19 protein-coding genes are annotated in these 23,904 nt (G+C 69.4%); 17 read left to right on the top strand and 2 right to left on the bottom strand.

Annotation, left to right across the window (positions count from 1 at the left end; genetic code table 11):
- Window positions 1-408 precede the first annotated feature (408 nt).
- From rpsB to AB5T46_RS14945, 15 genes are all read left to right on the top strand, one after another.
- Window positions 409-1,335: a 30S ribosomal protein S2 gene (gene rpsB / locus AB5T46_RS14875; RefSeq protein WP_370564804.1), complete on the top strand. Its 927-nt coding sequence runs from the start codon at window positions 409-411 to the stop codon at window positions 1,333-1,335.
- Between the two features lie 138 nt (window positions 1,336-1,473).
- The gene (gene tsf / locus AB5T46_RS14880) at window positions 1,474-2,352 is read left to right on the top strand and encodes a translation elongation factor Ts (protein WP_370564805.1); all 879 of its coding nucleotides are present in this window, start codon (window positions 1,474-1,476) and stop codon (window positions 2,350-2,352) included.
- A gap of 608 nt (window positions 2,353-2,960) precedes the next feature.
- Window positions 2,961-3,683, top strand: coding sequence for a UMP kinase (pyrH, locus tag AB5T46_RS14885; RefSeq protein ID WP_370564807.1), 723 nt, complete (start codon window positions 2,961-2,963; stop codon window positions 3,681-3,683).
- A 136-nt stretch (window positions 3,684-3,819) separates the two neighbouring features.
- Window positions 3,820-4,728 (top strand): cation diffusion facilitator family transporter, encoded by a 909-nt coding sequence (locus tag AB5T46_RS14890; RefSeq protein ID WP_370564808.1) that lies wholly within the window; start codon window positions 3,820-3,822, stop codon window positions 4,726-4,728.
- Between the two features lie 122 nt (window positions 4,729-4,850).
- Window positions 4,851-5,408: a ribosome recycling factor gene (gene frr / locus AB5T46_RS14895; protein ID WP_370564809.1), complete on the top strand. Its 558-nt coding sequence runs from the start codon at window positions 4,851-4,853 to the stop codon at window positions 5,406-5,408.
- 130 nt (window positions 5,409-5,538) lie between these two features.
- Window positions 5,539-6,282 (top strand): polyprenyl diphosphate synthase, encoded by a 744-nt coding sequence (uppS, locus tag AB5T46_RS14900; RefSeq protein WP_370564861.1) that lies wholly within the window; start codon window positions 5,539-5,541, stop codon window positions 6,280-6,282.
- Window positions 6,279-7,115: a phosphatidate cytidylyltransferase gene (locus AB5T46_RS14905; protein WP_370564810.1), complete on the top strand. Its 837-nt coding sequence runs from the start codon at window positions 6,279-6,281 to the stop codon at window positions 7,113-7,115. Before uppS ends, AB5T46_RS14905 begins: the two co-directional genes overlap by 4 nt.
- A gap of 46 nt (window positions 7,116-7,161) precedes the next feature.
- Complete coding sequence (gene dxr, locus AB5T46_RS14910; RefSeq protein ID WP_370564862.1) at window positions 7,162-8,358, top strand: 1-deoxy-D-xylulose-5-phosphate reductoisomerase; 1,197 nt, start codon at window positions 7,162-7,164, stop codon at window positions 8,356-8,358.
- 10 nt (window positions 8,359-8,368) lie between these two features.
- On the top strand, window positions 8,369-9,733 hold the full coding sequence (rseP, locus tag AB5T46_RS14915) for an RIP metalloprotease RseP (protein ID WP_370564811.1): 1,365 nt from the start codon (window positions 8,369-8,371) through the stop codon (window positions 9,731-9,733).
- 61 nt (window positions 9,734-9,794) lie between these two features.
- On the top strand, window positions 9,795-12,329 hold the full coding sequence (gene bamA, locus AB5T46_RS14920; protein ID WP_370564812.1) for an outer membrane protein assembly factor BamA: 2,535 nt from the start codon (window positions 9,795-9,797) through the stop codon (window positions 12,327-12,329).
- 25 nt (window positions 12,330-12,354) lie between these two features.
- Window positions 12,355-13,380: a UDP-3-O-(3-hydroxymyristoyl)glucosamine N-acyltransferase gene (lpxD, locus tag AB5T46_RS14925; protein ID WP_370564813.1), complete on the top strand. Its 1,026-nt coding sequence runs from the start codon at window positions 12,355-12,357 to the stop codon at window positions 13,378-13,380.
- On the top strand, window positions 13,377-13,832 hold the full coding sequence (fabZ, locus tag AB5T46_RS14930) for a 3-hydroxyacyl-ACP dehydratase FabZ (protein ID WP_370564814.1): 456 nt from the start codon (window positions 13,377-13,379) through the stop codon (window positions 13,830-13,832). Before lpxD ends, fabZ begins: the two co-directional genes overlap by 4 nt.
- A 1-nt stretch (window position 13,833) precedes the next feature.
- On the top strand, window positions 13,834-14,622 hold the full coding sequence (lpxA, locus tag AB5T46_RS14935; protein ID WP_370564815.1) for an acyl-ACP--UDP-N-acetylglucosamine O-acyltransferase: 789 nt from the start codon (window positions 13,834-13,836) through the stop codon (window positions 14,620-14,622).
- Window positions 14,623-14,653: 31 nt separating this feature from the next.
- Window positions 14,654-15,880 carry a lipid-A-disaccharide synthase gene (lpxB, locus tag AB5T46_RS14940; RefSeq protein WP_370564816.1) on the top strand — a complete coding sequence of 409 codons (1,227 nt, stop codon included), beginning with the start codon at window positions 14,654-14,656 and terminating at the stop codon, window positions 15,878-15,880.
- Window positions 15,877-16,521: a ribonuclease HII gene (locus AB5T46_RS14945; protein WP_370564817.1), complete on the top strand. Its 645-nt coding sequence runs from the start codon at window positions 15,877-15,879 to the stop codon at window positions 16,519-16,521. Before lpxB ends, AB5T46_RS14945 begins: the two co-directional genes overlap by 4 nt.
- A gap of 115 nt (window positions 16,522-16,636) precedes the next feature.
- Here AB5T46_RS14945 and AB5T46_RS14950 read toward each other — a convergent pair whose 3' ends face one another.
- Both AB5T46_RS14950 and AB5T46_RS14955 read right to left on the bottom strand, forming a co-directional pair.
- Window positions 16,637-17,065, bottom strand: coding sequence for a hypothetical protein (locus tag AB5T46_RS14950; RefSeq protein ID WP_370564818.1), 429 nt, complete (start codon window positions 17,063-17,065; stop codon window positions 16,637-16,639).
- The gene (locus AB5T46_RS14955; RefSeq protein ID WP_370564819.1) at window positions 17,049-19,283 is read right to left on the bottom strand and encodes a winged helix-turn-helix domain-containing tetratricopeptide repeat protein; all 2,235 of its coding nucleotides are present in this window, start codon (window positions 19,281-19,283) and stop codon (window positions 17,049-17,051) included. The genes AB5T46_RS14950 and AB5T46_RS14955 overlap by 17 nt, the downstream gene beginning before the upstream one ends.
- Before the next feature lie 141 nt (window positions 19,284-19,424).
- Between AB5T46_RS14955 and AB5T46_RS14960 the strand changes: the two genes are divergently transcribed.
- Together AB5T46_RS14960 and dnaE are read left to right on the top strand one after the other, a co-directional pair.
- Complete coding sequence (locus AB5T46_RS14960; RefSeq protein WP_370564820.1) at window positions 19,425-20,069, top strand: YkvA family protein; 645 nt, start codon at window positions 19,425-19,427, stop codon at window positions 20,067-20,069.
- 159 nt (window positions 20,070-20,228) lie between these two features.
- Window positions 20,229-23,807: a DNA polymerase III subunit alpha gene (gene dnaE / locus AB5T46_RS14965; RefSeq protein WP_370564821.1), complete on the top strand. Its 3,579-nt coding sequence runs from the start codon at window positions 20,229-20,231 to the stop codon at window positions 23,805-23,807.
- Window positions 23,808-23,904 lie beyond the last annotated feature (97 nt).

A 23,904-nucleotide genomic window follows, 5' to 3' on the forward strand; every position in this document is an offset into this window, starting at 1 on the left:
TGGCCTCACGAGATGCCGCACCGCCGTCGCGACTACCGTCGCTCCCACAAGCATTCAGTTGCACTTCCCGGAGCCCGAGGCCAGAAGCCTTAGGCCCCAGTGATCCGGGGCCAATACCCACAACAATTGCCCCCCCCTGCCCGTCCGCGCTATCATTTCTCGGCTGTGTAGGCAGCTTTCGCTTCCCACGCCGCCGATGCCGGGCGTCACCGGCAAATCCACACCCGTCGCCACAGTCCGTGCCGGGGTGCCCGTTGCAGGAACCGGAGCCCGTCTCCGCGACCCGCACCGGGTTCGGTCACGGAAGCGACGGGGAGGCCCAACCCCGGAACCTTCGCCCGCCAGCGGGCGTACCGCCCTATCCCATCAATGGCCGGCGGCCGGTTCCACTATCAGGAGTTTCAGGCAATGCCCCAGATCACCATGCGCCAGATGCTGGAGGCCGGCGTGCATTTCGGCCACCAGACCCGCTACTGGAACCCGAAGATGGCGCCGTACATCTTCGGCGCCCGCGGCAAGATCCACATCATCAACCTCGAGAAGACCGTGCCGCTGTTCGGCGACGCGATGAACTTCGTCTCCGCCATCGCCCAGAAGCGCGGCATCATCCTGTTCGTCGGCACCAAGCGCAGCGCGCGCGAGGCGGTGAAGGAAGAGGCCGAGCGCTGCGGCATGCCGTACATGACCCAGCGCTGGCTGGGCGGCACCCTGACCAACTTCGCCACCGTGAAGAAGTCGGTCGGTCGCCTGAAGGAGCTGGAAGCCGCCGAGACCGACGGCACCTTCGACAAGCTGGTCAAGCACGAAGTGCTGGGCCTGCGCCGCGAGCGCGAGAAGCTGCTGGCCTCGCTCGGCGGCATCAAGGAAATGAACCGCCTGCCCGATGCCCTGTTCGTGATCGACATCGGCCATGAGGACATCGCGATCAAGGAAGCCAAGAAGCTCGGCATCCCGGTGGTCGCGGTGGTCGACACCAACTACGATCCGGCCCTGGTCGACTACGCCATCCCCGGCAACGACGACGCCATCCGCGCCGTGCAGCTGTACGCAAGCGCCGCTGCCGACGCCGTGCTCGAGGGCAAGGCCGCCGCGCCTTCGGCCGCCACGGTCCGCGAGGAAGACTTCACCGACGGCAGCGACGGCGACAAGCGTCGCGCCCCGGCCAGGAAGAGCGCCGCGAAGAAGGCCCCGGAGAAGCAGGCAGCCGCGTCCACGGCCACCGCCGCCGAGCAGACCTCCGCAGCCGAAGCCGCAGCCGCCGAGCCCAACACCGCCCAGACCGGCGAGCTGGATGCCGCCGCGACCGCGCCGGAAAAAACGCCGGCCGCCGAGTAACCGCTACGTCACGCGGCTGCGCCATGGTGCGCAGCTGCCTTTCCCGCAGGAGCGCCCCAATGGGCGCGCCAGGCCCACGGCCCGGTATCGCGCGCTTGTCGAGCGCTCCCGCGCAACACCCACGATCGAGGTACCCCAATGGAAATCACCGCAAGCCAGGTCAAGGAGCTGCGCGAGCGCACCGGCGCCGGCATGATGGAGTGCAAGAAGGCGCTCACCGAGAGCAACGGCGACATCGACACCGCCGCCGAAGCGCTGCGCAAGTCCGGTCTCGCCAAGGCCGACAAGAAGGCCAGCCGCGTCGCCGCCGAAGGCCGCATCGCCACCGCCCAGGCCGACGGCAAGGCCGTGCTGGTCGAGGTCAACTCCGAGACCGACTTCGTGGCCAAGGACGAGAACTTCATCGCCTTCACCGAGGCCGTGGCCGACGCCGCGCTCGCTTCCGGCGGCACCGACGTCGATGCGCTCAAGGCCGCGAAGCTCGCCTCCGGCGAAAGCGTCGAGGAAGCCCGCGCCGCGCTGATCGCCAAGGTCGGCGAGAACGTGCAGGTGCGCCGCATCGCCCGCGTCGACAGCGCCAACAACGTCGCCGCCTACGTGCACGGCGGCCGCATCGGCGTGCTGGTCGAAGTCCAGGGCGGCGACGCCGAACTGGCGCGCGGCCTGGCGATGCACGTCGCGGCGATGAATCCGCCCTACAACAAGGCCGCCGACGTCCCCGCCGACTTCATCGCCAAGGAGAAGGAGATCGAGCTGGCCAAGATGTCCGACAAGGACCGCGCCAAGCCGCCCGAGATCCTGGAAAAGATCATCAGCGGCAAGATCAACAAGATCGTCAACGAGGTCACCCTCTACGGGCAGCCCTACGTGCTCGACACCAACCAGAGCGTCGAGGCCGCGCTGAAGGCCGCCGGCGCCGATGTGGTCGGCTTCCAGCGCCTGGCCGTGGGCGAAGGCATCGAGAAGGTGGTCGAGGACTACGCCGCTGAAGTGATGAAGCAGGCCGGGTTGGCCTGATCTTCGCGGCGACCCCGCCCGAATGAAAAAGCCGCGGCATGCCGCGGCTTTTTCTTTGTTTTTCGCCTGATTGCGTGGTGTCGGGGTTGATGTTGTGGCTGGGTCGCGGGCTTCGGACGTTGGCGTCGTCCGGTGGGCCGGGGATGGCTCCGCCCTCCGGACGGCTGTCCATGCCTTTAGTCGGGACGCTGGCCATCCATGGCCAGCTCTCCGCCATCCCCGGCCCACCGGACGACGCCCCGGCACTTCGAGATCAGGCGTCCGTTCAAAAGCACAGCATTCCCCCTTTGAAAAGGGGGCAAGGGGGATTTGCTCGGCGCCGACAAAGCCACAGCCAAAGCAAATCGCTTCGCGATTCCCGGCCCACGCGCGGTGCGCGTGGGCGCTCAAGCCGCCGCAAGCCTGCGGCTTGCAAACGGCGGCTTTCGCCCCCCTCAATCCACCTTTTTCAAAGGGGGAAGACAAGCAAGGCGCAAGCGTGGACCGCCCACAGCCTTCTCTCCAGCGACAAGCTTCCCGTAGTTGGGCGAAGAGCCATTCTTTGCCGGAATCCCGAGTCCCGTCCCCCATCGGCTACAATTTCGCCGTTTGCCCACCCGGAGCCCCACATGCCCGCACTCCCCTATCGCCGCATCCTGCTCAAGCTGTCCGGCGAGGCCCTGATGGGGGACGAGGACTACGGGATCGACCCCAAGGTCATTGGGCGGCTGGCACGGGAGGTGGTGGAGGCGCAGCAGGCCGGGGCCGAGATCGCGCTGGTGGTCGGGGGCGGCAACATCTTCCGGGGCGCGGGACTGGCGGCCGGGGGCATGGACCGGGTGACCGGCGACCAGATGGGCATGCTGGCCACGGTGATCAACGCGCTGGCGATGCAGGACGCGCTGGAGAAGGTCGGCGCCAAGGCGCGGGTGATGAGCGCGATCAAGATCAACGACGTCTGCGAGGACTACATCCGCCGCCGCGCCATCCGCCACCTGGAGAAGGGGCGGATCGTGATCTTCGCCGCCGGCACCGGCAATCCGTTCTTCACCACCGACTCGGGCGCGGCGCTGCGCGCGATCGAGATCGGCGCCGACCTGCTGCTGAAGGCCACCAAGGTCGACGGCGTGTACGACGCCGATCCCAAGAAGAATCCCGCCGCGACGCGCTTCGAGACCCTCAGCTACGACGAGGTGATCGCCCGCAACCTGCAGGTGATGGACACCGCCGCGTTCGCGCTGTGCCGCGACAGCGAGCTGCCGCTGCGGATCTTCGACATGAGCCAGCCGGGGCAGCTGTTGCGCATCCTCAAGGGCGAGCCGATCGGCACCCTGGTTCAGGGGCGAGGATAGGAGAGCGAGAAACGAGAAGCGAGGAGTGAGAAGTGAGAAGTGAGTAAAAGCGCCTTCTCTCGTTTCTCGCTCCTCGTTTCTCACTCCTCGCTCCATGAGATAGTGTCCGCCCGCCCGCGCATGCCAACATCGGCCCATGCACGCGCACGGACACGGCCACCACGATCACGGGCACAGCCACGGGTCGACGACCCGCGCCTTCGCCGTGGCGACCCTGATCAACCTGGCCTACACCGCGCTGGAGGCCGGCTACGGCTTCGCGATCAATTCGCTCGCCCTGCTCTCCGACGCCCTGCACAACCTCGGCGACGTGCTGGGGCTGACGCTGGCCTGGGGCGCCGCGGCGCTGGCGCAGCGCCCTGCCCGCGGCCGCCTGACCTACGGCTGGGGCCGCGCGACGCTGCTGTCGCCGCTGGCCAATGCCCTGCTGATCGTGGCCTTCTCCGGCGCATTGATCTGGGAGGCCGTGGGGCGCGTCGGCCGGCCACCGGACATTCCGGCGCTGCCGGTGGTGGTGGTGGCGGCGATCGGCATCGCGGTCAATCTAGGCGCCGCCTGGCTGCTGCGCGAGGGCCACACCGGGGATCTCAACCGCCGCGGCGCCTATCTGCACCTGATTGCCGACGCCGCCGTCTCGCTGGCGGCGGTGCTGGCCGGCGTCGGCATGCTGACGCTGGGCTGGGCCTGGCTGGATCCGGCGATCGCCCTGCTGATCGGCGTCGTGATCGCCTGGGGCGCGTTCGGGCTGCTGCGCGACAGCTTCAACGCGGTCATGGACGCGGTGCCCGCGCACGTCGACCCGGCCGAGGTCCGTGCCTTCCTGGCGGGCCTGCCGCAGGTCTCCGCGGTGCATCACCTGCACATCTGGCCGCTGGCGGCCGGGCGCATCGCGATGACCGCGCACCTGGTGCGCCCGCCCGCCGACGACCACGATGTCTTCCTGCGCGAAACCGTCCGCGAACTGGACCGGCGCTTCGCGATCAACCACGTCACACTGCAGGTCGAACACGAGGGCGCCTGCATGTCCGACGGCACCGCCGGCTGAAAGCCGCAGCGGGCAGGGCGCGCTTCGCGCGTCCGGAATCGCGGCCACCCGCTCCCGGATCCGGCCTCCGCCGCCAAGCCCGCTATAATCCCGCGGTTACCGCCAATCGACCGGAGCCGGCGATGCTCAAGGAAATCCAGAACGACGCGCAGACCCGCATGCAGAAGAGCATCGAGGCGCTGCGCCACGACCTGACCAAGGTCCGCACCGGCCGCGCCTCGACGGCGCTGGTCGAGCACCTGAAGGTCAATTACTACGGCGCGGACATGCCGCTCTCGCAGGTCGCGAGCATCGCGGTCTCCGACGCGCGCTCGCTGACGATCACGCCCTGGGAGAAGCAGATGGTCGCGCCGGTCGAGAAGGCGATCCTGGCCTCCGACCTGGGCCTGACGCCGAACACCGCCGGCACCGTCATCCGCATCAACATCCCGGCGCTGACCGAGGAACGCCGCAAGGAGCTCTCCAAGCACGTCCACCACGAGGGCGAGAACGCCAAGATCGCGATCCGCAACATCCGTCGCGACGCCAACCAGCAGGTCAAGGAGCTGCTGAAGGACAAGCAGATCAGCGAGGACGAGGAGCGCCGCAGCGAGGAGGAGATCCAGAAGCTGACCGACCAGGCGATCAAGGACGTCGACGAGGTGGTCAAGGCCAAGGAACAGGAACTGATGGTGGTATGAGAGCCGTGATTGGTGATTCGTGATCAGTGATTCGCCGAAAGCGAAAGCAGCCATGCCATCTTCCGACAATCGCGATCCGCAGACGCCCGCCTCTGCGGATCACGAATCACGAATCACGAATCCCGGCGCCATCCCGCGCCACGTCGCCGTCATCATGGACGGCAACGGGCGCTGGGCCGCACGCCGCAGGCGTCCGCGCATGATCGGCCATCGCGCCGGCGCGCGCGCCGTCAACCTGTGCATCGACTTCTGCCTGGAGCGCGGCATCGGGGCCCTGACGCTGTTCGCCTTCTCCAGCGAGAACTGGGGTCGGCCCGAAGACGAGGTCGGCGCGTTGATGAAGCTGTTCCTCAATGCGCTCGAACGCGAGGTCGAGGAGCTCGACCGGCGCCGGGTGCGCATCCGCTTCATCGGCGAGCGCGAGCGCTTCGGCCAGGCGATTCGCGAGCGCATGGACGCGGCCGAAACCCGCACCCGCGACAACGATCGCCTGCAACTGACCATCGCCGCCAGCTACGGCGGCCGCCAGGACATCACCCAGGCCGCGCGTGCGCTGGCCGAGGACGTCGCCGCCGGCCGGCTGCGGCCCGAGGACATCGACGAGTCCGCGGTCGCCGCGCGCATGGCGCTGGCGGACCTGCCGGCGCCGGACCTGTTCATCCGCACCGGCGGCGACCTGCGCATCAGCAATTTCCTGCTCTGGCAGCTCGCCTACACCGAGTTGTGGTTCACCGAAACCCTGTGGCCCGAACTCGACACCGCCGTCCTGCAGCGCGCCCTGGCCGACTACGCGGCGCGCGAACGCCGTTTCGGCCTGACCAGCGATCAGGTCGACGTGCCTTCAAATCCAACGACGGACATCCCGCACGCATGACGAAGACCCGTGTACTGGCCTCGCTGATCATGGCCCCGGTGGCGATCGCCGCCGTGCTGCTGTTGTCAACGCCGTGGATCGTGGCGCTGAGCGCCGTGCTGTTCCTCGCCGGCCTGTGGGAATGGTTCCGGCTGGCCGAGATCGAGGACGGCCTGGCCCGCGGCATCCTGCTGCTGGCCAACCTGCTGCTGATGGTGGCGCTGGTCTGGGCCTCGTCCACCGACAGCAGCGGCTCGCTGGTGCTGTTCAAGCTGCTCACCGTCGTCGGCGTGATCTGGTGGCTGCTGGCCATGCTGTGGCTGCGCCATTCCGGCTTCGCGTCCGATCACGACACGCACGCCCGCGTGATCAAGCTGGCCGCCGCCACCGCCAGCGTGATCCCGGCCTGGTGCGCGCTGGCGCTGATCCACGCCGGCCAGCCCTACGGCCATCGCTGGCTGCTGATCGCGCTGGCGATGATCTGGGCGGCGGACAGCGGCGCCTATTTCGCCGGCCGCCGCTTCGGCAGGCACAAGCTGGCGCCGAACATCAGTCCCAACAAGACCGTCGAGGGCCTGGCAGGGGGGGTGGTCGCGGGCGTCCTGCTGGCGGTGCTGGCCGCGCCGCTGGCCGGCGCCGAACTGGCGCAGCTGCCGCTGGTCGCCCTGGTCGCGCTGCTGGCGATCCTGTTCTCGGTGGTCGGCGACCTGTACGAGAGCCTGCTCAAGCGCCACGTCGGCGCCAAGGACTCCGGCACGATGATTCCCGGCCACGGCGGCCTGCTCGACCGCATCGACAGCGTGCTCGCCGCGCTTCCGGTGTTCGCCCTCGGCCAGATCTGGCTGGGTTTCTGATGGCGCGTCGCGTCGCCGCCCGCCCGACAGCGCCGCCCGTCGCGGGATCGCTGGCATGAGCGAGCTCCGCACTGTCGCCGTGCTCGGCGCCACCGGTTCGATCGGGACCTCGGCGCTGGACGTGATCGCCCGGCACCCGCAGCGGCTGCGCGCCGGAGTGCTGGCCGCCGGCTGCAATGTCGAGGCGCTGGTCGCGCTGTGCCGCCTGCACCGTCCGGACCACGCCGTCATCGCCGACGAAAGCCGCTTCGAGGCGCTGCGCGACGGTCTGCGCGAGGCCGGCCTGCCGACCCAGCCCCACGCCGGCGCACGGGCACTGGAGGAACTGGCCGCAGGCGACGCCTGCGACACCGTGGTCGCCGCGATCGTCGGCGCCGCCGGCCTCGATTCCACCCTGGCCGCGGCCCGCGCCGGCAAGCGCCTGCTGCTGGCCAACAAGGAATCGCTGGTGCTCGCCGGCGAACTGCTCACCGCGGTGGCGCGCGCCGCCGGCGCGACCCTCATCCCGATCGACAGCGAGCACAACGCGATCTTCCAGTGCCTGCGCGACGGCCGCGTCGACGCAGGCGTGCGCCGGGTCGTGCTGACCGCATCGGGCGGACCGTTTCGCGGGCGCAAGCGCGCGGATCTGGCCGGAGTCACCCCCGCCCAGGCCGTCGCCCATCCCAAATGGTCCATGGGCCCGAAGATCTCGGTCGACTCGGCGACGCTGATGAACAAGGGCCTGGAAGTGATCGAGGCCCACCACCTGTTCGGCCTGCCCGATGCACGCATCGACGTGCTGGTGCATCCGCAGAGCCTGGTGCACTCGCTGGTCGAGTTCGATGACGGCTCCACGCTGGCGCAGCTGGGCCTGCCGGACATGCGCACCGCGCTGGCGGTGGGCCTGGGCTGGCCGCAGCGGATCGCCTCCGGCGTCGCCGGGCTCGACCTGCTGGCACACGGACGCCTCGACTTCGAGCCGCCGGATCCGGACACCTTCCCCTGCCTGCGCCTGGCGCGGCAGGCGCTGCTGGCCGGCGGCACCGCCCCGGCCACCCTGAATGCGGCCAACGAGGTCGCGGTTTCAGCCTTCCTTCAGGGCCGGATCGGTTTCCTCGACATTCCCGCCCTGGTCGCGGATACCCTGTCGGCCCTGCCCGCGGCCGCGGCGACCTCGCTGGACGAGTTGCGCGCCGCCGACGCGGCGGCCCGCCGCTTCGCCGGCTCGACCCTGCCCTTCCACGGATCCGCATCCGCATGAGCCTGCCTGAATGATGACCTTCCTCGGTTCGGTTTGGTGGCTGATCGTCAGCCTCGGCGTGCTGGTGACCTTCCACGAATTCGGGCACTACTGGGTCGCCCGCCGCAACGGGGTCAAGGTGCTGCGCTTTTCGGTGGGCTTCGGCAAGGCGCTGTGGTCGCGGCGCGGCCGCGACGGGACCGAGTACGTGCTCGCGGCGCTGCCCCTGGGCGGCTACGTGAAGATGCTGGACGAGCGCGATGGCGCCCCGGTGCCGCCGGAGCAGCTGTCGCAGGCCTTCAACCGCAAGCCGGTCTGGCGGCGGATGGCGATCGTCGCCGCGGGCCCCGCCGCCAACCTGATCCTGTGCGTGGCCCTGCTGTGGGGGATGTTCGTGATCGGCCGGCCCGACTACGCGCCGGTGGTCGGCCATGCCGAGCGCATCGCCGCCGAGGCCGGCCTGCAACGGGGCGACACCATCGAGGCGGTCGGCGACCGTGAAACGCCGACCTGGAACGAACTGCAACTCGCCCTGCTGCCGGCGGCGCTGGACCGCAGCGACGTGGAACTGCGCGTGCGCGACGCCGGCGGCGACAGCGAACGGCGCACCCTGGCGCTGTCGCAGCTATCGGACGAGCTGGACGACAAGCAGCTGTTGTCCGCCATCGGCCTGGCTCCGCGCCATGCGCTGGTGCCGGCCGTGGTGGGCCGCGTGCTGCCGGACAGCGCCGCCTGGGGGGTCCTCGCCGAAGGCGACCGGATCACCGCCGTGGACGGCATCCGCACCGACACGTTCGACCAGATCGGCCCATTGATCCAGGCCCTGGGCGACAGCGGCGGCAGCGGCATGATCGAGGTGGAGCGCGACGGCGACCGCCTGGCGCTGGAGATCGTTCCGCGCCTGACCGAGGATCCCGAGCGCGGCGAGTTCTGGGCACTCGGGATCCAGCCGCAGCGCGGCGATCCGCCGCCACGCGACGCGCTGCAACGCTACGGTCCCGCCGCCGCCGTGCCCGCGGCGCTGCGCGAAACCGCGCATCTCACGGGGCAACTGTTCGGCATGATCGGCCGCGCCTTCAGCGGCCGGGTCTCGGTCGAGAACACCGTCGCCGGGCCGATCACCATCGCCCGCGCCGCGAATGCATACGCGCAGCAGGGCCCCGCCTGGTATCTCACCATTCTCGCGCTGCTGTCGCTGAGCCTGGCGATCCTCAACCTGTTGCCGATCCCGCTCTTGGATGGCGGGCATCTCCTGTATTACCTTATCGAGTTGGTCAAGGGCAGTCCGTTAAGCGAACGTGCCATGGTCGCCGGGCAATATGTGGGGCTGGCGCTACTGGCCAGCCTGATGGGGCTGGCGTTCTACAACGACATCCTGCAATTGCTGTACCGATGACCGCCCGAACCCCGTCCTCGCGTCCGCGCGACGGCGAGAACCTCCCAAACGGACGCACTAGATGACGCGAACTCCAAGCCGCCGCCTGCTCGCCCTCGCCCTGACCGTGGCCATCGCCGCCCCCGCCTGGGCCCAGACGGACGTAGCACCGCCGCCGCCATCGGGTCCGTCCACCGCCAGCAGCTTCGTCGTCGGCGACATCCGTGTCGACGGCCTGCAGCGCATCGGCGCCGGTACGGTGTTCACCTACCTTCCGATCGAGCGCGGCGACCGGATCGACCAGTCGCGCGTGGGCGAGGCGATCCGCGAGCTGTACCGCACCGGCTTCTTCGAGGACGTGCAGATCGGCCGCCAGGGCGACATCCTGGTGGTCACCGTCACCGAACGCCCGGCGATCAACAAGCTCACGCTCACCGGCAACAAGGACATCCAGACCGAGGACCTGATGAAGGGCCTGTCGGAGATCGGCCTGTCCGAGGGCGACACCTTCGATCGCCTGGCCCTGGACCGCGTCACCCAGGAACTCACCCGGCAGTACAACAATCGCGGCAAGTACAACGTCGAGATCACCCCGACCGTCTCGCGCCTGGACCGCAACCGCGTCGACGTCACCATCGCCGTCGACGAGGGCAAGGCGGCCAAGATCCGCCACATCAACATCGTCGGCAACGAGCTGTACGAGGAAGAGGACGTGAGGGCGGGCTGGGAGTCGGCCGAGAGCAACTGGCTCAGCTGGTACAGGCGCGACGACCAGTACTCGCGCGAGAAGCTCGACGGCGACCGCGAGAAGCTGCAGAACTTCTACCTGGACCGCGGCCACCTCGACTTCAGCGAGGATGGCATCCAGGTCGCGATCAGCCCCGACAAGCGCGACATGTACATCACCGCCGGAATCAGCGAGGGCGAGATCTACCAGGTCTCGGGCGTCGAGGTCAGCGGCGACACGATCCTGCCGAAGGAGCAGATCGAGCAGCGCGTGTTCCTGCGCGAGGGCCAGACCTTCTCGCGGGCGCTGCTCGAGCTCAGCTCCGACGCCATCATCGCCACCCTGAGCAACATCGGCTACGCCTTCGCCCAGGTCAACCCGATTCCCGAGGTCGACCGCGAGAACCGCACCGTGGCGATCGACATGCAGGTGGTGCCGGGGCCGCGCGTGAACGTGCGCCGGGTCGTGTTCAAGGGCAACACCCGCACCTCCGACGAGGTGCTGCGGCGCGAGATGCGCCAGTTCGAGGGCAGCTGGTACTCGCAGGCGGCGGTCGACCGCTCCAAGGTACGGCTGCAGCGGCTGGGTTACTTCGAGTCCGGCAGCGTCAACGTCGAGACCGAGCCGGTGCCCGGCAGCAACGACGAGGTCGATGTCGTCTTCAACGTCACCGAAACCACCTCCGGCAGCTTCGTGTTCGGCCTCGGCTATTCGCAGCTGTCCGGCATCACCACCTCGGTGCAGCTGTCGCAGAACAACTTCCTCGGCAGCGGCAACCGGGTCTCGGTCGAAGCCAGCCGCAACAGCTACCTGCAACGCTACGCGTTCTCCTACCTCAACCCGTACTTCACCGACGACGGGCTGTCGCTCGGCTACAACCTGTGGTGGCGCGAGTTCGACAACTCCGACTTCAACACCGCCCAGTACTCCTCGACCAATGCGGCGAGCCAGGCCGTGCTCGGCATTCCGATCACCGAACACGACAGCTTCTCGCTGCTGTTCGGCATCGACCGCAACGAGATCTTCACCTTTCGCGGCTCGACGCCGGACTCGATCGTCAACTACATCGACGCCTTCAACCAGCGCACCTTCCACGCCTGGCGTACCGAGGTCGGCTACGCCCGCGACACCCGCAATGACTTCCTGCAGCCGACCCGCGGCACCTACCAGCGCGTTTCCGCCGAGATCACCCTGCCCGGCTCGACCGCCGAGTACTACAAGCTCAACTACGAGTTCTCCAAGTACTGGCCGATCACCCGCGCGCTGGTGCTCAACACCCGCGCCGAGATCGGCTATGGCGACAGCTACGGCAGCGACGTCACGCGCAACATCTGCTTCAACAATCCCGTCCAGGAAGATCACGACAACGACCCTGAGACTCCGCCGGTCTGGGTTCCCGGTGCGGATCCCTCGGATCCCTGCGACCCCTCCTCGCCGGACTTCGTGGACACGGTCACCGCCAGCGGCCTGCCGTTCTACGAGAACTTCTACGCCGGCGGCACCCGCTCGGTCCGCGGCTTCCGCGACAACACCCTCGGCCCGCGCGAGGCAGCCGGCAACAGCACCTTCCTGCAGCCGCTGGGCGGATCGCTGAAGACGGTCGGTTCGCTGGAGATGTACTTCCCGACCCTGCTCGACTCGCCGGCCGCGCGCGTGTCCGCGTTCGTCGACTTCGGCAACGTCTACAGCGACCTCGATGCGTTCGAGGCCAAGGAACTGCGCATCTCCGCCGGCGTCGCCCTGATGTGGCGGGCGCCGGTGGGCCCGATCTCGATCAGCTATGCCTATCCGCTGCGCAAGCAGGATACGGTGCGGGGCGGCTCGGGCGACCTGATCCGCGAGGGCGACGAGGTCGAACGGCTGCAGTTCACCTTCGGCGGCGCGTTCTGAAGGCGCGCCGGCGATCAGTTCTGCAATGGATCACCAAAACCCCATCACCGCCGCCGAACTGGCGGAACGCCTCGGGCTGCCGCTGCGCGGCGATCCCGGCGTTCGCCTGCACGGCGTCGGCAGCCTGACAGGGGCGGGCCCCGGCCAGCTCGCGTTTCTCGCCAACCCGCGCTATCGCGCGCAGCTCGAGGACGCGCGCGCAGGCGCGGTGGTGATGCGCGCCGCGGAAGCGGAAGGGTTCCGCGGCACCGCGCTGCTGGCGGACGACCCCTATGTCGCCTATGCCAGGGCGGCGGCGCTGTTCGCGCCGCGCCCGGTGGCGTCGCCCGGGATCCACGTCAGCGCGGTGGTCGACCCGTCGGCGACGGTGGACGCCGGCGCGCAGATCGGTCCGCTTGCCTGCATCGGCCCGCGCAGCCGCATCGCCGCGGGCGCGATCGTCGGACCTGGCTGCGTCGTCGGCGAGGACTGCGAGGTCGGCCGCGACTGCGAGCTGGTGGCCCGGGTCACCCTGGTCGCGCGCGTGCGCCTCGGCGCGCGGGTGCGGATCCATCCCGGCGCGGTGCTCGGCGCCGACGGCTTCGGCCTGGCGATGGAGGCCGGGCACTGGATCAACGTGCCGCAACTGGGCGGCGTGCGCGTGGGCGACGACTGCGAGATCGGCGCCAACACCACCATCGACCGCGGCGCGATCGAGGACACGGTGCTGGAGGAGGACGTGCGCCTGGACAATCTGATCCAGATCGCACACAACGTGCACATCGGCGCGCATACCGCGATGGCAGGCTGCGTGGGCGTGGCCGGCAGCGCCAGGATCGGCCGCTACTGCATGATCGCCGGCGCCGCCGGGATCGCCGGCCACCTGGAGATCTGCGACCGGGTCGTGATCACCGCGATGAGCATGGTCTCGCAGTCGATCCGCGAGCCGGGGGAGTACTCTTCCGCCATGCCGGTGATGGAACGGCGCGAATGGCGCAGGAATGCGGCACGTTTTCGACAACTCGACGCGCTCGCGCGCCGCGTCATTGCCCGCGAGAAGGATAAGGAATGAGCCAGGGACCATCGCTGCCGATCGACATCACCGGCATCCAGCACCTGTTGCCGCATCGGTATCCGTTCCTGCTGGTCGACCGCGTCGTCGAATTCGAGCGCAACCGCCGCGTGCTCTGCTACAAGAACGTCTCGGCCAACGAACAGTTCTTCCAGGGCCATTTCCCGGGCAAGCCGGTGATGCCCGGCGTGCTGGTGATCGAGGCGCTGGCGCAGGCCGGCGGCGTCCTCAGCCACCTCAGCAAGGACATGGACTGCACCGGTCGCCTGTCGTACCTGGTCAAGGTGGACAAGGCCAGGTTCTCGCGCATGGTGGTGCCGGGCGACCGGCTCGAACTGGAGGTCGAAATCCGGCGCGCGATCCGCAACATGACCCTCTACGCCGGCTCGGCGCGCGTCGACGGGCGGGAAGTCGCCTGCGCCGAGATCCTCTGCGCCGAGGTGCAGGGCTGAGATGGAGACGGCCGCATCGCTCCACGCCACCGCGGTCGTGGATCCCTCGGCCCGGCTCGGCGAAGGCGTCACGATCGGCGCCTTCAGCCTGATCGGCGCGGACGTCGAGATCGGAGACGGCACCACGATCGGTCCGCACTGCAGCATCACCGGACCGACCCGGATCGGCCGCGACAACCGCATCCACGGGCATGCCGCGATCGGCGGCGATCCGCAGGACAAGAAGTTCGGCGGCGAGCGCGTGGAGCTGGCGATCGGCGACCGCAATACGATCCGCGAGTTCGTCACCATCAACCGCGGCACCGGCGAGGGCGGCGGCTGCACCCGCATCGGCGACGACAACTGGCTGCTGGCCTACACCCACGTCGCCCACGACTGCCGCATCGGCAGCCATTGCGTGTTCTCCAACAACGCCACCCTGGCCGGGCATGTCGAGGTCGGCGACCACGTGATCCTCAGTGGCTTCGTCGGCGTCCACCAGTTCTGCCGCATCGGCGCCCACGCCTTCATCGGCATGGGCGCCTTCGTCAACGGCGACGTGCCGCCGTTCGTGATGGTGGCGCAGGAAGGCTACGGCCGTCCGCGCGGGATCAACAGCGAAGGGCTGAAGCGGCGGGGCTTCGACGCCGCGCGCACGGCGGCGATCAAGCGCGCCTACCGCGCCCTGTACATGTCCGGCGGCAACCTCGATCAGGCGCGGGCACGCCTGGCGGAGCTGGCGCAGGACAGCGAAGACGTGCGCGGGATGCTGGAATTCATCGAGTCGGGCCAGCGTCCCTTGCTAAGATGAATCTCCCCGGGAGCACGGTGACCGCCGAGCCGTGAACAGCGAATCGAATCCTTCGACGGCAGTGGCGACGCCTCTTTCCCCCGACACCCCTGCCGCCCGCCCCGGTGCCGGCCCGCGCTTCGTGCTCGTCGCCGGCGAGGCCTCGGGCGACCAGCTCGGTGCCGGCCTGATCCGCGAACTGCGCGAACGCCATCCCACCGCGATTTTCGCCGGCATCGGCGGCGGCGCGATGCGTCGCGCCGGCCTCGATGCCTGGCACGACGTTTCCGAACTCGCGGTCATGGGGCTGAGCGAAGTGCTTTCGCACCTGCCGCGGCTGCTGGCGCTGCGCAATGCGCTGCGCCGACGCATCCTCGCCTGGCGGCCCGATGCCTTCATCGGCGTCGACGCACCGGACTTCAATCTCGGGCTCGAGCGGATGCTGCGGCAACGCGGCGTGCGCACGGCACACTACGTCAGCCCCTCGATCTGGGCCTGGAGGCGCGGCCGCGCACGCAAGATCGGCCGCAGCGCCGAGCGCGTGCTGTGCCTGTTCCCGATGGAGCCGGCGATCTACGCCGAGTACGGCGTCGACGCGCGCTTCGTCGGCCATCCGCTGGCCGACACGATGCCGCTCGATCCCGACCGCCGTGGCGCACGCGCACTGCTCGACCTGCCCCGCAACGGACCGCTGCTGGCGGTGCTGCCGGGCTCGCGGCTGGGCGAGATCGCAAAGCTCGGCGCCATCTTCCTCGAAGCCGCCGCGCTGGTCGCGCGCGAGATTCCCGGCCTGCGGATCCTGGTGCCGGCCGCCGACGAGCGCTGTCGCGAGGCGCTGGAAACGCTGGTCGCCGCATCGCCACTGTCCGCGGACGCAGTGAAGCTGATCGACGGCCAGGCGCGCGAGGCCATGGTCGCCGCCGATGTCGTGCTGCTCGCCTCCGGTACCGCCACGCTGGAGGCGATGCTGGCCAAGCGGCCGATGGTGGTCGGCTACCGGGTCGCGCGCGGCACGCACGCGCTGGTGAAAGGGCTGGGCCTGCTCAAGATCGGGCGCTACGCCCTGCCCAACGTGCTGGCCGGCGAGGACCTGGTGCCGGAGCTGATGCAGGACGACTGCACCGCGGAGAACCTTGCCGCCGCGGTGCTCGGCTGGCTGCGCGACCCGGAGGCCGTCGCCGCGCTGGAGCCGCGCTTTCGCGCGATCCACACCACCCTGCGCCGCGACGCCTCGGCGCGCGCCGCCGACGTGGTCGAAACGCTGGTCGCACGCCCATGAGCACGCTGATCGCCGGCATCGACGAGGCCGGACGCGGGCCGTTGGCCGGACCCGTGGCGGTGGCCGCGGTGGTATTCGATCCGTCGCGCCCGCGCATCAACGGCCTCGACGATTCCAAGCAACTGACGGCGGCGCGGCGCGAGGCGCTGTACGCGCGCATCGTCGACCGCGCGCTGGCATGGCGGATCGTGTTCATCGAACCGGCCGAGATCGACCGCATCAACATCCTGCAGGCGACCCTGCTCGGCATGCGCCGTGCGCTGGAAGGCGTGCTGGAGACGATCGGCGATCCGCAAGGCTGCCTGGCGCGCATCGACGGCAACTGCCTGCCACCGGACCTGCCCTGCTCGGCCGAGGCCCTGATCGGCGGAGACGGGCGCGAGCGGTCGATCATGGCCGCCTCGATCCTCGCCAAGGTCGCCCGCGACCGCGCGATGCTCGCGCTGCACGCGCGCCATCCCGGCTATCGCTTCGACCTGCACAAGGGCTATTCCACACTGCTGCACCTGGAGGCCCTGCAGCGCCTTGGGCCCTGCCCCGAGCACCGGCGTAGTTTTGCGCCGGTACAGGCGGCCGCGCAGGGCGGCATGTTCGCCGACGTACCCGGACTGCCGGACTTGTCGGCCGCTTCCGAAGCCTGAGGTGCTCTGCTGGGCGCTGGTGCCATGAACCGGAAGTCACTGCACTTTCGGTCCGGCACCTTAGGCCGTTCCGCGCCGTCGCCGAGCCGGCCGCTTCGGGTGCCGTGGCTTCCTGCTACCTGGTCGGCTCCTGCACGCCGCCGCTCGTGCCTGCAAGCAACTCCATCGCGATCACGCCCGTGTAGGGCGCATCCGGCGTCGGCTTGGACCCGGTAGGCAGGATCCTGTAGCCCAGCTTCGCTCCGCCATGCTCGGATGAGTCCCCCTGGAAGCGGACCGCCTGCACCGGCAGCGACTTGAGCGCCGCCGCGACCTGCCGCTTTGCCGTTCCCCCCACTTGGCTCTGCTTGACCGTCCCCTCAAGCAATCCGCGGATTCCCGGTGCGTCCGGATCGCTGATTTTCTCCAGCACCACCTGAAACGGTCGACCATTCCGCGGCTGGGAAAACCAGATCACCTCGTCGAACGCCTGCAGGGTGATCAACGGCAGGTTCACGACGGCGTTGCCGCTTGCGTTCATTTCGACCTCAATCAGGAACATCATCGTTTTTCTCCTGGGTGGATTGTCCAACGGGGGATACGGAGGCGATCGCCGCGCCGGCCGGCCGGCCGGCCGCGCGCAGCGGCGCCACGAACGCCGGATCGCCTACGAACGGGTTGTTGCTGATGCGGCTTTCGGCCACGCCGGCGACGCGGGCGCGCTGCAACCGCAGCGCCACGTCATCGCGGTTGCCAACCAGGGTGAAGGTTTGCGCGTTCAGCAGCGAGACCTCTCCGGTCGCCTGGTCGATCGCTTCGGCCGCCAGTGCGCTTCCGCGGGCCGACTGTGCGTCGCCGAGCACCGCGCTGTACCAGCCATGGGAGGCATGCGCAAACGCATCGCCGGAATCGACCCGCAGGAAATCCACGGCCAGTTCGCGCGCGCGCCGGAACGGCTCGGCCGCTGCCGCGGCAGTCGATGCATCCGCCAGCAATGCCGCCCCCAGCGCGCCCCAGGTCCTGAAATCGCCGCTCTCCAGTCGCAGTGCACTGTGAAGCGATGTCGCCGCCGCGGCGTAATCCCCCAGGTAGAACAGCAGCACGCCGCGGTTGTAGTAGGCCAATGCAGTGGGCTCGATCGCCAGCGAACGCTCGAATGCCTCCAGCGCTTCCTCGTTGCGGCCGACGTTCAGGTAGATTCCGCCCAGGCTGGCCCACAGCCCGGCATCGTCCGGGCGTAGGCGCGCCGCTTCGCCGTAGGAGGCGATCGCTTCCTGCAGGCGCCCTGCCCGGAACTGCTGGAAACCGATCCTGCCGATGATGCCGCCATCCCCCGGGCGCGCCACGCGTGCGGCCTCGAACGCGGCGAGCGCCTGCTCGGTATCCCCCTGCGCGGCGTGCAGCGCACCTTCGCCCAACAGCACATCGGCCAGCAAGCCGGGATCCGAACGCGCCCTGTCGTAGCGCTCGCGGGCCTGCACCAGTTCGCCCCGGTGGCGATGGATGTCGCCGATCAGCAGATCGATCCGCCGCCAGCCGGGTGCCATCGCCTCGGATTGCAGGCAGGCGTCGGCGGCACGATCGAGCGCGGCGGCCTCACGTAGATTGCTGAACCGCCACAGCTCGGAGCGGCAGATGCCCGCCTGCGCGGCGGCAAGGCCGCGATCCTCGGCCAGCGCCTGCTCGAACAGCGAGACCGCGTGCGCCACGTCCTCCGCGTTCTCGCTGCGCCGCAGCCGCTGCAGGCCCCTGAGGTACGCGTCGAACGCTGCCAGATTGCGGGTCGGCATCAACCGCTCCGACAGCGCCTTCTCTTCGGAGGGCAGCACCTTCGACAGCGACCGCACGACATCGAGCGCGATCTCCTTCTGGGTGGCAAACACGTCCGAGAGTTCGCGATCGTAGCTGCGGCTCCACAGCGTGAACCCGGTGGCGCAATCGGATAGCCGCGCGTTGATCCGAAGACGTCGACCGTCGCGGCGCACGCTGGCATCCAACACCGTGGCGACGCCGAGCAGTTTCCCCAGTTCCCTGGCATCCGACGAGCGCGCAGCCGCTGGCGACATTTGTGCAGCCACCTTGAGTCCGCGCACGCCCGTCAGCGCATCATGCAGCTCGACTGCGAGGCCCTCGGCGAAGTAGTCGTCATCGCCGCCGGCACCAAGATTAGTGAAGGGAAGAATCGCGATCGAAGCCTCTGCCTGCCCCCGGGGTTGCCATTGGCTCCAGACCAGCATCCCCAGGGCAACTGCAGCTGCCAGGGCGGCGGCCAGGGCCCACGTGCGGCGCGACCAGCGCTGTGAGGGTGCGGGCACCAACGCGGTCGGTTCGGGAGCACGCTGCGGCTGTGCGGCGGCACCCGGAGAACCGCGATCTGCGCCAGCCGACCCGGCGGGCGCCGGCGCAGGGCCCGACGCCGTCGACAGCACAACGGTCGCGTTCGACTCCAAGGCTCCAATGAAGCAATAACCCAGCGCATGCCGCGTCTGGATGTAGCGCGGTTGCTGCGGGTCGTCGCCGAGCGCGCTGCGCAGTTGCGCGATCGCCCGGGTCAGCACGCCCGGGGTGACGTGGCGATGGCCCCAGGCCGCATCCAGCAGCGCATCGCGCCCGATCAGCTCGCCCGGGCGCCGCAGCAGGGCCAGCAACACGGTGAAGGCCTTGGGCTCGAGCGGCTGCACGACGCCCGCGCGCAGCAGGCTGCGTGCGGCCTCGTCGACCACGATGTCGCCAAACCGGTAGTGTCCCGACCCGGCAGCGCCGCCCGCTTCGCTGAGGACCATCGGCATACCCTCACGGAATCACCGTTCCCTCGGTGTTCGCTCACACGAGCCTCGCAATACCTTCATGACCCAACGCAATGCAGGCCCGAATCTGGCCATGCGCCGCACCCCTGCGACGCCCACCACCAGCGAGGACATGCCATGAACGCCACATCTACCAATCCGATCCCCTCCCCGGCGAGCCCGCAGCCGCAGGCGCCCACCCACCCTTCGCGCCGGCGCCGGGTGGGCAACCACCTGATCGACCCCGGCGCCCTGCAGGACTTCAACCGGTTGCTGGCGCGGTTGCACGCACCGCCCGTGGACCCGGACCAGCTCGCCTCCGCGGCCCGCAGGCTGACGCCGCAGCGCAATCCCGAACTGGCGCCCGACTGGATCGTCAAGCGCATGCGTCGCGCCACGGCGATCAACCTGATGCTCGCCGATCCGGGCTGGCAGCCGGCCGACGACGCGGTCGCGCCCGCCCGCCTGGTCGTCGAGTACCTGCGCGGCGATCGCGACCTGATTCCCGACGACCTGCCGCGGTTGGGCCGCCTGGACGACGCCCTCGTCGTCGAGGCCGCCTGGCCGCAGCTGGCCGGCGAGGTGCGCGACTACCTCGACTACTGCCGGGTGCGCCGGATCGAGGCCGAACTGCGCGGCTGCGGCGAGTCGGAATTCACCTTCAGCCGCCAGGACTGGAGCCAGGCACACCGGGCCGAGTCGGCATGGATCGCGCACTGCCGCAAGGTGGGCCGCCGCAGCTACCTGCCATCGGCCGCGTCGCGGGGATTCCGCGTCTGCTGAACGGCGCCCGGCGTCTGCGCCGGGTGGGCTCCACGGCCACTCCCGGGCCGCCCGCAAGGGGCGGCCCTTTTGCTGTCCGATGCCGTCATGGCACCGGTCGCGCGATCTCCCCGGTGTCAAGCCTTGTCGTCGCCCGGGCCGGGACCTACTCTGCTGTCGGTGTCCACACGCTTCGTTCATCTCCACCTGCACAGCGAGTATTCGCTGGTCGATTCGACGATCCGCATTCCGCAGCTGGTCGCGCGTTGCGCTGCGCTCGGCCAGCCCGCGGCGGCGATCACCGACCGCAACAACCTGTTCGCGTTGGTGGACTTCCACAGCAAGGCCGAGGCCGCCGGACTGAAGCCGATCGCAGGCGCCGACGTGATGGTCGCCGACGGCGACGAAACCGCCTGGCCGGTCACCCTGCTGTGCCGCAACCGCGACGGCTACCTCGGCCTGTCGCGGCTGCTGACCCGCGCCTGGATGGAAGGCCAGCGCCAGGACGGCGTGGTGGTGCGGCCGCAGTGGCTGCGCGACGAATCCGGCGACCTGTTCGCCCTGTTCGGACGCCACAGCGAGGCCGGGCGACTGGCGGCCGCGGGGCGCCATGAGCAGGCGCTGCAGTGGCTCGGCGACTGGCAGGCCGCGTTCGACGACCGCCTGCACCTGGAGCTGACCCGCTGCGGCCGCGACGGCGAGACGCAATTCAACGATTTCGCCCTGCATGCCGCCGCCGTGCGCGCGCTTCCGGTGATCGCCAGCAACGACGTGCGCTTCCTGGACGCCGAGGGCTTCGACGCCCACGAGGCGCGCGTGTGCATCGCCTCCGGCCGGGTACTCGAGGATCCGCGGCGGCCGCGCGATTACAGCCCGCAGCAGTACCTGAAGTCCGCCGAGGAGATGGCGGAACTGTTCTCCGATCTGCCCGACGCGCTCGACAACACCGTGGCGCTGGCGCAGCGCTGCAACTTCGAGCTGAGCCTGGGCAAGTACTACCTGCCGGCATTCCCGGTTCCGGACGACCACACGCTGGAGAGCTGGATCCGCAAGGAAGCCCGCGACGGCCTCGAGGCACGGCTGGCGAAGCAGCCGCTGGCCGCAGGCCACACCCGCGAAAGCTACTTCGAGCGCCTGGAGACGGAGCTCGGGGTGATCATCTCGATGGGGTTTCCCGGCTACTTCCTGATCGTGGCCGACTTCATCAACTGGGCCAAGCGGCACGGCATCCCGGTGGGGCCGGGTCGCGGCTCCGGCGCCGGCTCGCTGGTCGCCTGGGCGCTGGGCATCACCGATCTCGACCCGCTGCCGTACGACCTGCTGTTCGAGCGATTCCTCAATCCCGAACGCGTGTCGATGCCCGACTTCGACATCGACTTCTGCATGGACCGCCGCGACGAGGTGATCGACTACGTGTCGGCCAGGTACGGCCGCGACCGCGTCAGCCAGATCATCACCTACGGCACCATGGCGGCGAAGGCGGTGGTGCGCGACGTCGGGCGCGTGCTCGGCTATCCGTACGGGTTCGTCGACGGCATCGCCAAGCTGGTGCCGCTGGTGCTCGGCATCTCGCTGTCCGATGCGCTGGGCCGCACCGAGCGCTCGCGCAAGGACGAGAACATGCGCTCGGCCGAGCTGATCCAGCGCTACCAGGACGAGGACGACGTCCGCGACCTGATCGACCTCGCCCTGCAGCTCGAGGACCTGACCCGCAACGCCGGCAAGCACGCCGGCGGCGTGGTGATCGCGCCGAGCCCGCTGTCGGACTTCTGCCCGCTGTTCGCCGAGCACGACGGCGATGGCCGCGGCAGGCAGCCGGTCACGCAGTTCGACAAGGACGACGTGGAATCGGTCGGCCTGGTGAAGTTCGACTTCCTCGGCCTGCGCACGCTCACGATCATCGATTGGGCGGTGAAGGCGATCAACGGGAATCGGGAATCGGGAATCGGGATTGGGAAAAGCAGTGCCCCTGCTTCTGACGATTCCCCATTCCCCATTCCCCATTCCCGGCCTTTCCTCGACATCACCGCCTTGCCGCTCGACGACAAGGCCACCTACGAACTGTTCGCGCGCGGCGAAACCGTCGCGGTGTTCCAGTTCGAGTCGCGCGGCATGCGCGAGCTGCTCAAGCGCGCCCGGCCCGACACCTTCGAGGACATCATCGCGCTCGCCGCGCTGTTCCGTCCCGGTCCGCTGGGCTCGGGAATGGACCGCGAGTGGGTCGATCGCAAGCACGGCAACACCGAGGTGAGCTATCCGCACCCGGCGCTGGAAGCGGTGCTCAAGCCGACCTACGGCGTCATCGTGTACCAGGAACAGGTGATGCAGATCGCCCAGGAGCTGGCCGGCTATTCGCTCGGCGGCGCCGACCTGCTGCGACGCGCGATGGGCAAGAAAAAGCCCGAGGAGATGGCCAAGGAGCGCGCCAAGTTCGAGGCCGGCGCCGCCGAACGCGGCGTCGATCCGCGCACCGCCACCCAGATCTTCGACCTGATGGAGAAGTTCGCCGAGTACGGCTTCAACAAGTCGCACTCGGCCGCCTACGCGCTGGTCGCCTACCAGACCGCCTGGCTGAAGGTGCACTACCCGGCCGAGTTCATGGCCGCGGTGCTGTCCAGCGACATGGACAACACCGACAAGGTGGTCGGCTTCCTGGAGGAAGCGCGCGCGCGCGGACTCGACGTCATGCCGCCTGACGTCAATGCGTCGACGTACATGTTCGAAGCAATGGACGCCGGCACCATCCGCTACGGACTGGGCGCGCTGAAGGGCGTCGGCCGCGGCGCCTGCGAGGCGATCGCCGACGAACGCGCGCGTGGCGGTCCCTACGTGGACCTGCTGGATTTCTGCCGGCGCGTCGGTTCGTCGAAGCTCAACCGCCGTACCCTCGAGGCGCTGATCCAGTCCGGCGCACTGGACGCGCTGGGCAGCCATCGCGCTTCGCTGATGCTGCAGCTGCCGGAAGTGATCAAGGCCTGCGACCAGCTCGCGCGCGAACGCGAGGCCGGGCAAGTGTCGCTGTTCGGCGGCGGCGACGCCGCGCCGGCGTTGAAGATCGAACTGCCCGAAACCGATCCGTGGCCGCTGGCGCAGATCCTGTCCGGCGAGCGCGAGACCCTCGGCCATTACCTCAGCGGCCACCCGATCGACCCCTACCGCGAGGAGCTGCAGATCCTCGTCGGGCACGACCTCGGCCAGCTCGACGCGGTCTGGGCGGCGCGGCCGGAGGAATCGCGCGGCAGCTGGCGGCCCGAGGTCAACACGATCGTCGCCGGCCTGGTCACGGCGATGCGCAAGCGCGGCGACGCGCAGGCCTTCGTGCAGCTGGAGGACGGCCGCGGCCGTCTCGAATGCGCGTTCTTTGCCGAAGCCCTGCAGGAGTACGCGCCGCTGCTCACCCGCGACCGCATCCTGATCGTCGAGGGCGGCCTGCGCGAGGACGAATTCAGCGGCGGCTTCGCCCTGCGGGCGCGCCGTTGCTGGGATTTCCGGCAGTTGTGCCCGCAGATCGCGCGGCGGCTGTGGCTGCGCCTGGACCTGCGCGTGCCGGGCCTGCTCGAACGCATCGAGCGCCTGCTCGACCCGCACCGCCCGGGGGAGACGCCGCTGCGCTACGACCTGCTGCTGGCCCAGGGCGCCGCCGGGACGCTCGAACTCAACGGCACCCAGAGCGTGCGCGTGGATGCCGACCTGGTCGGCCAGCTGCGAACGCACCCCGGCGTGCGTGGCGTGAAGCTGGCGCTGCAGCGGCCGTGGTGAGGGCCGGGAATCGGGAGTCGGGAAAGCGCCCGCCCGCCCTACCCGCCGGTACGGGGACGCAATTCGCCTTCGGCTAGACTGTGCCACTTTCCGGCCC

Source organism: Luteimonas salinilitoris, assembly GCF_041300785.1.
Lineage (GTDB): Bacteria > Pseudomonadota > Gammaproteobacteria > Xanthomonadales > Xanthomonadaceae > Luteimonas > Luteimonas salinilitoris.

Coding starts and splice junctions, on each gene's coding strand:
- rseP (WP_370564811.1), top strand. CDS start 8,369: ATGATGACCTTCCTCGGTTCGGTTTGGTGGCTGATCGTCAGCCTCGGC.
- lpxD (WP_370564813.1), top strand. CDS start 12,355: ATGGATCACCAAAACCCCATCACCGCCGCCGAACTGGCGGAACGCCTC.
- pyrH (WP_370564807.1), top strand. CDS start 2,961: ATGCCCGCACTCCCCTATCGCCGCATCCTGCTCAAGCTGTCCGGCGAG.
- AB5T46_RS14905 (WP_370564810.1), top strand. CDS start 6,279: ATGACGAAGACCCGTGTACTGGCCTCGCTGATCATGGCCCCGGTGGCG.
- AB5T46_RS14945 (WP_370564817.1), top strand. CDS start 15,877: ATGAGCACGCTGATCGCCGGCATCGACGAGGCCGGACGCGGGCCGTTG.
- AB5T46_RS14950 (WP_370564818.1), bottom strand. CDS start 17,065: ATGATGTTCCTGATTGAGGTCGAAATGAACGCAAGCGGCAACGCCGTC.
- rpsB (WP_370564804.1), top strand. CDS start 409: ATGCCCCAGATCACCATGCGCCAGATGCTGGAGGCCGGCGTGCATTTC.
- lpxA (WP_370564815.1), top strand. CDS start 13,834: ATGGAGACGGCCGCATCGCTCCACGCCACCGCGGTCGTGGATCCCTCG.
- bamA (WP_370564812.1), top strand. CDS start 9,795: ATGACGCGAACTCCAAGCCGCCGCCTGCTCGCCCTCGCCCTGACCGTG.
- AB5T46_RS14955 (WP_370564819.1), bottom strand. CDS start 19,283: ATGGTCCTCAGCGAAGCGGGCGGCGCTGCCGGGTCGGGACACTACCGG.
- frr (WP_370564809.1), top strand. CDS start 4,851: ATGCTCAAGGAAATCCAGAACGACGCGCAGACCCGCATGCAGAAGAGC.
- AB5T46_RS14890 (WP_370564808.1), top strand. CDS start 3,820: ATGCACGCGCACGGACACGGCCACCACGATCACGGGCACAGCCACGGG.
- tsf (WP_370564805.1), top strand. CDS start 1,474: ATGGAAATCACCGCAAGCCAGGTCAAGGAGCTGCGCGAGCGCACCGGC.
- AB5T46_RS14960 (WP_370564820.1), top strand. CDS start 19,425: ATGAACGCCACATCTACCAATCCGATCCCCTCCCCGGCGAGCCCGCAG.
- fabZ (WP_370564814.1), top strand. CDS start 13,377: ATGAGCCAGGGACCATCGCTGCCGATCGACATCACCGGCATCCAGCAC.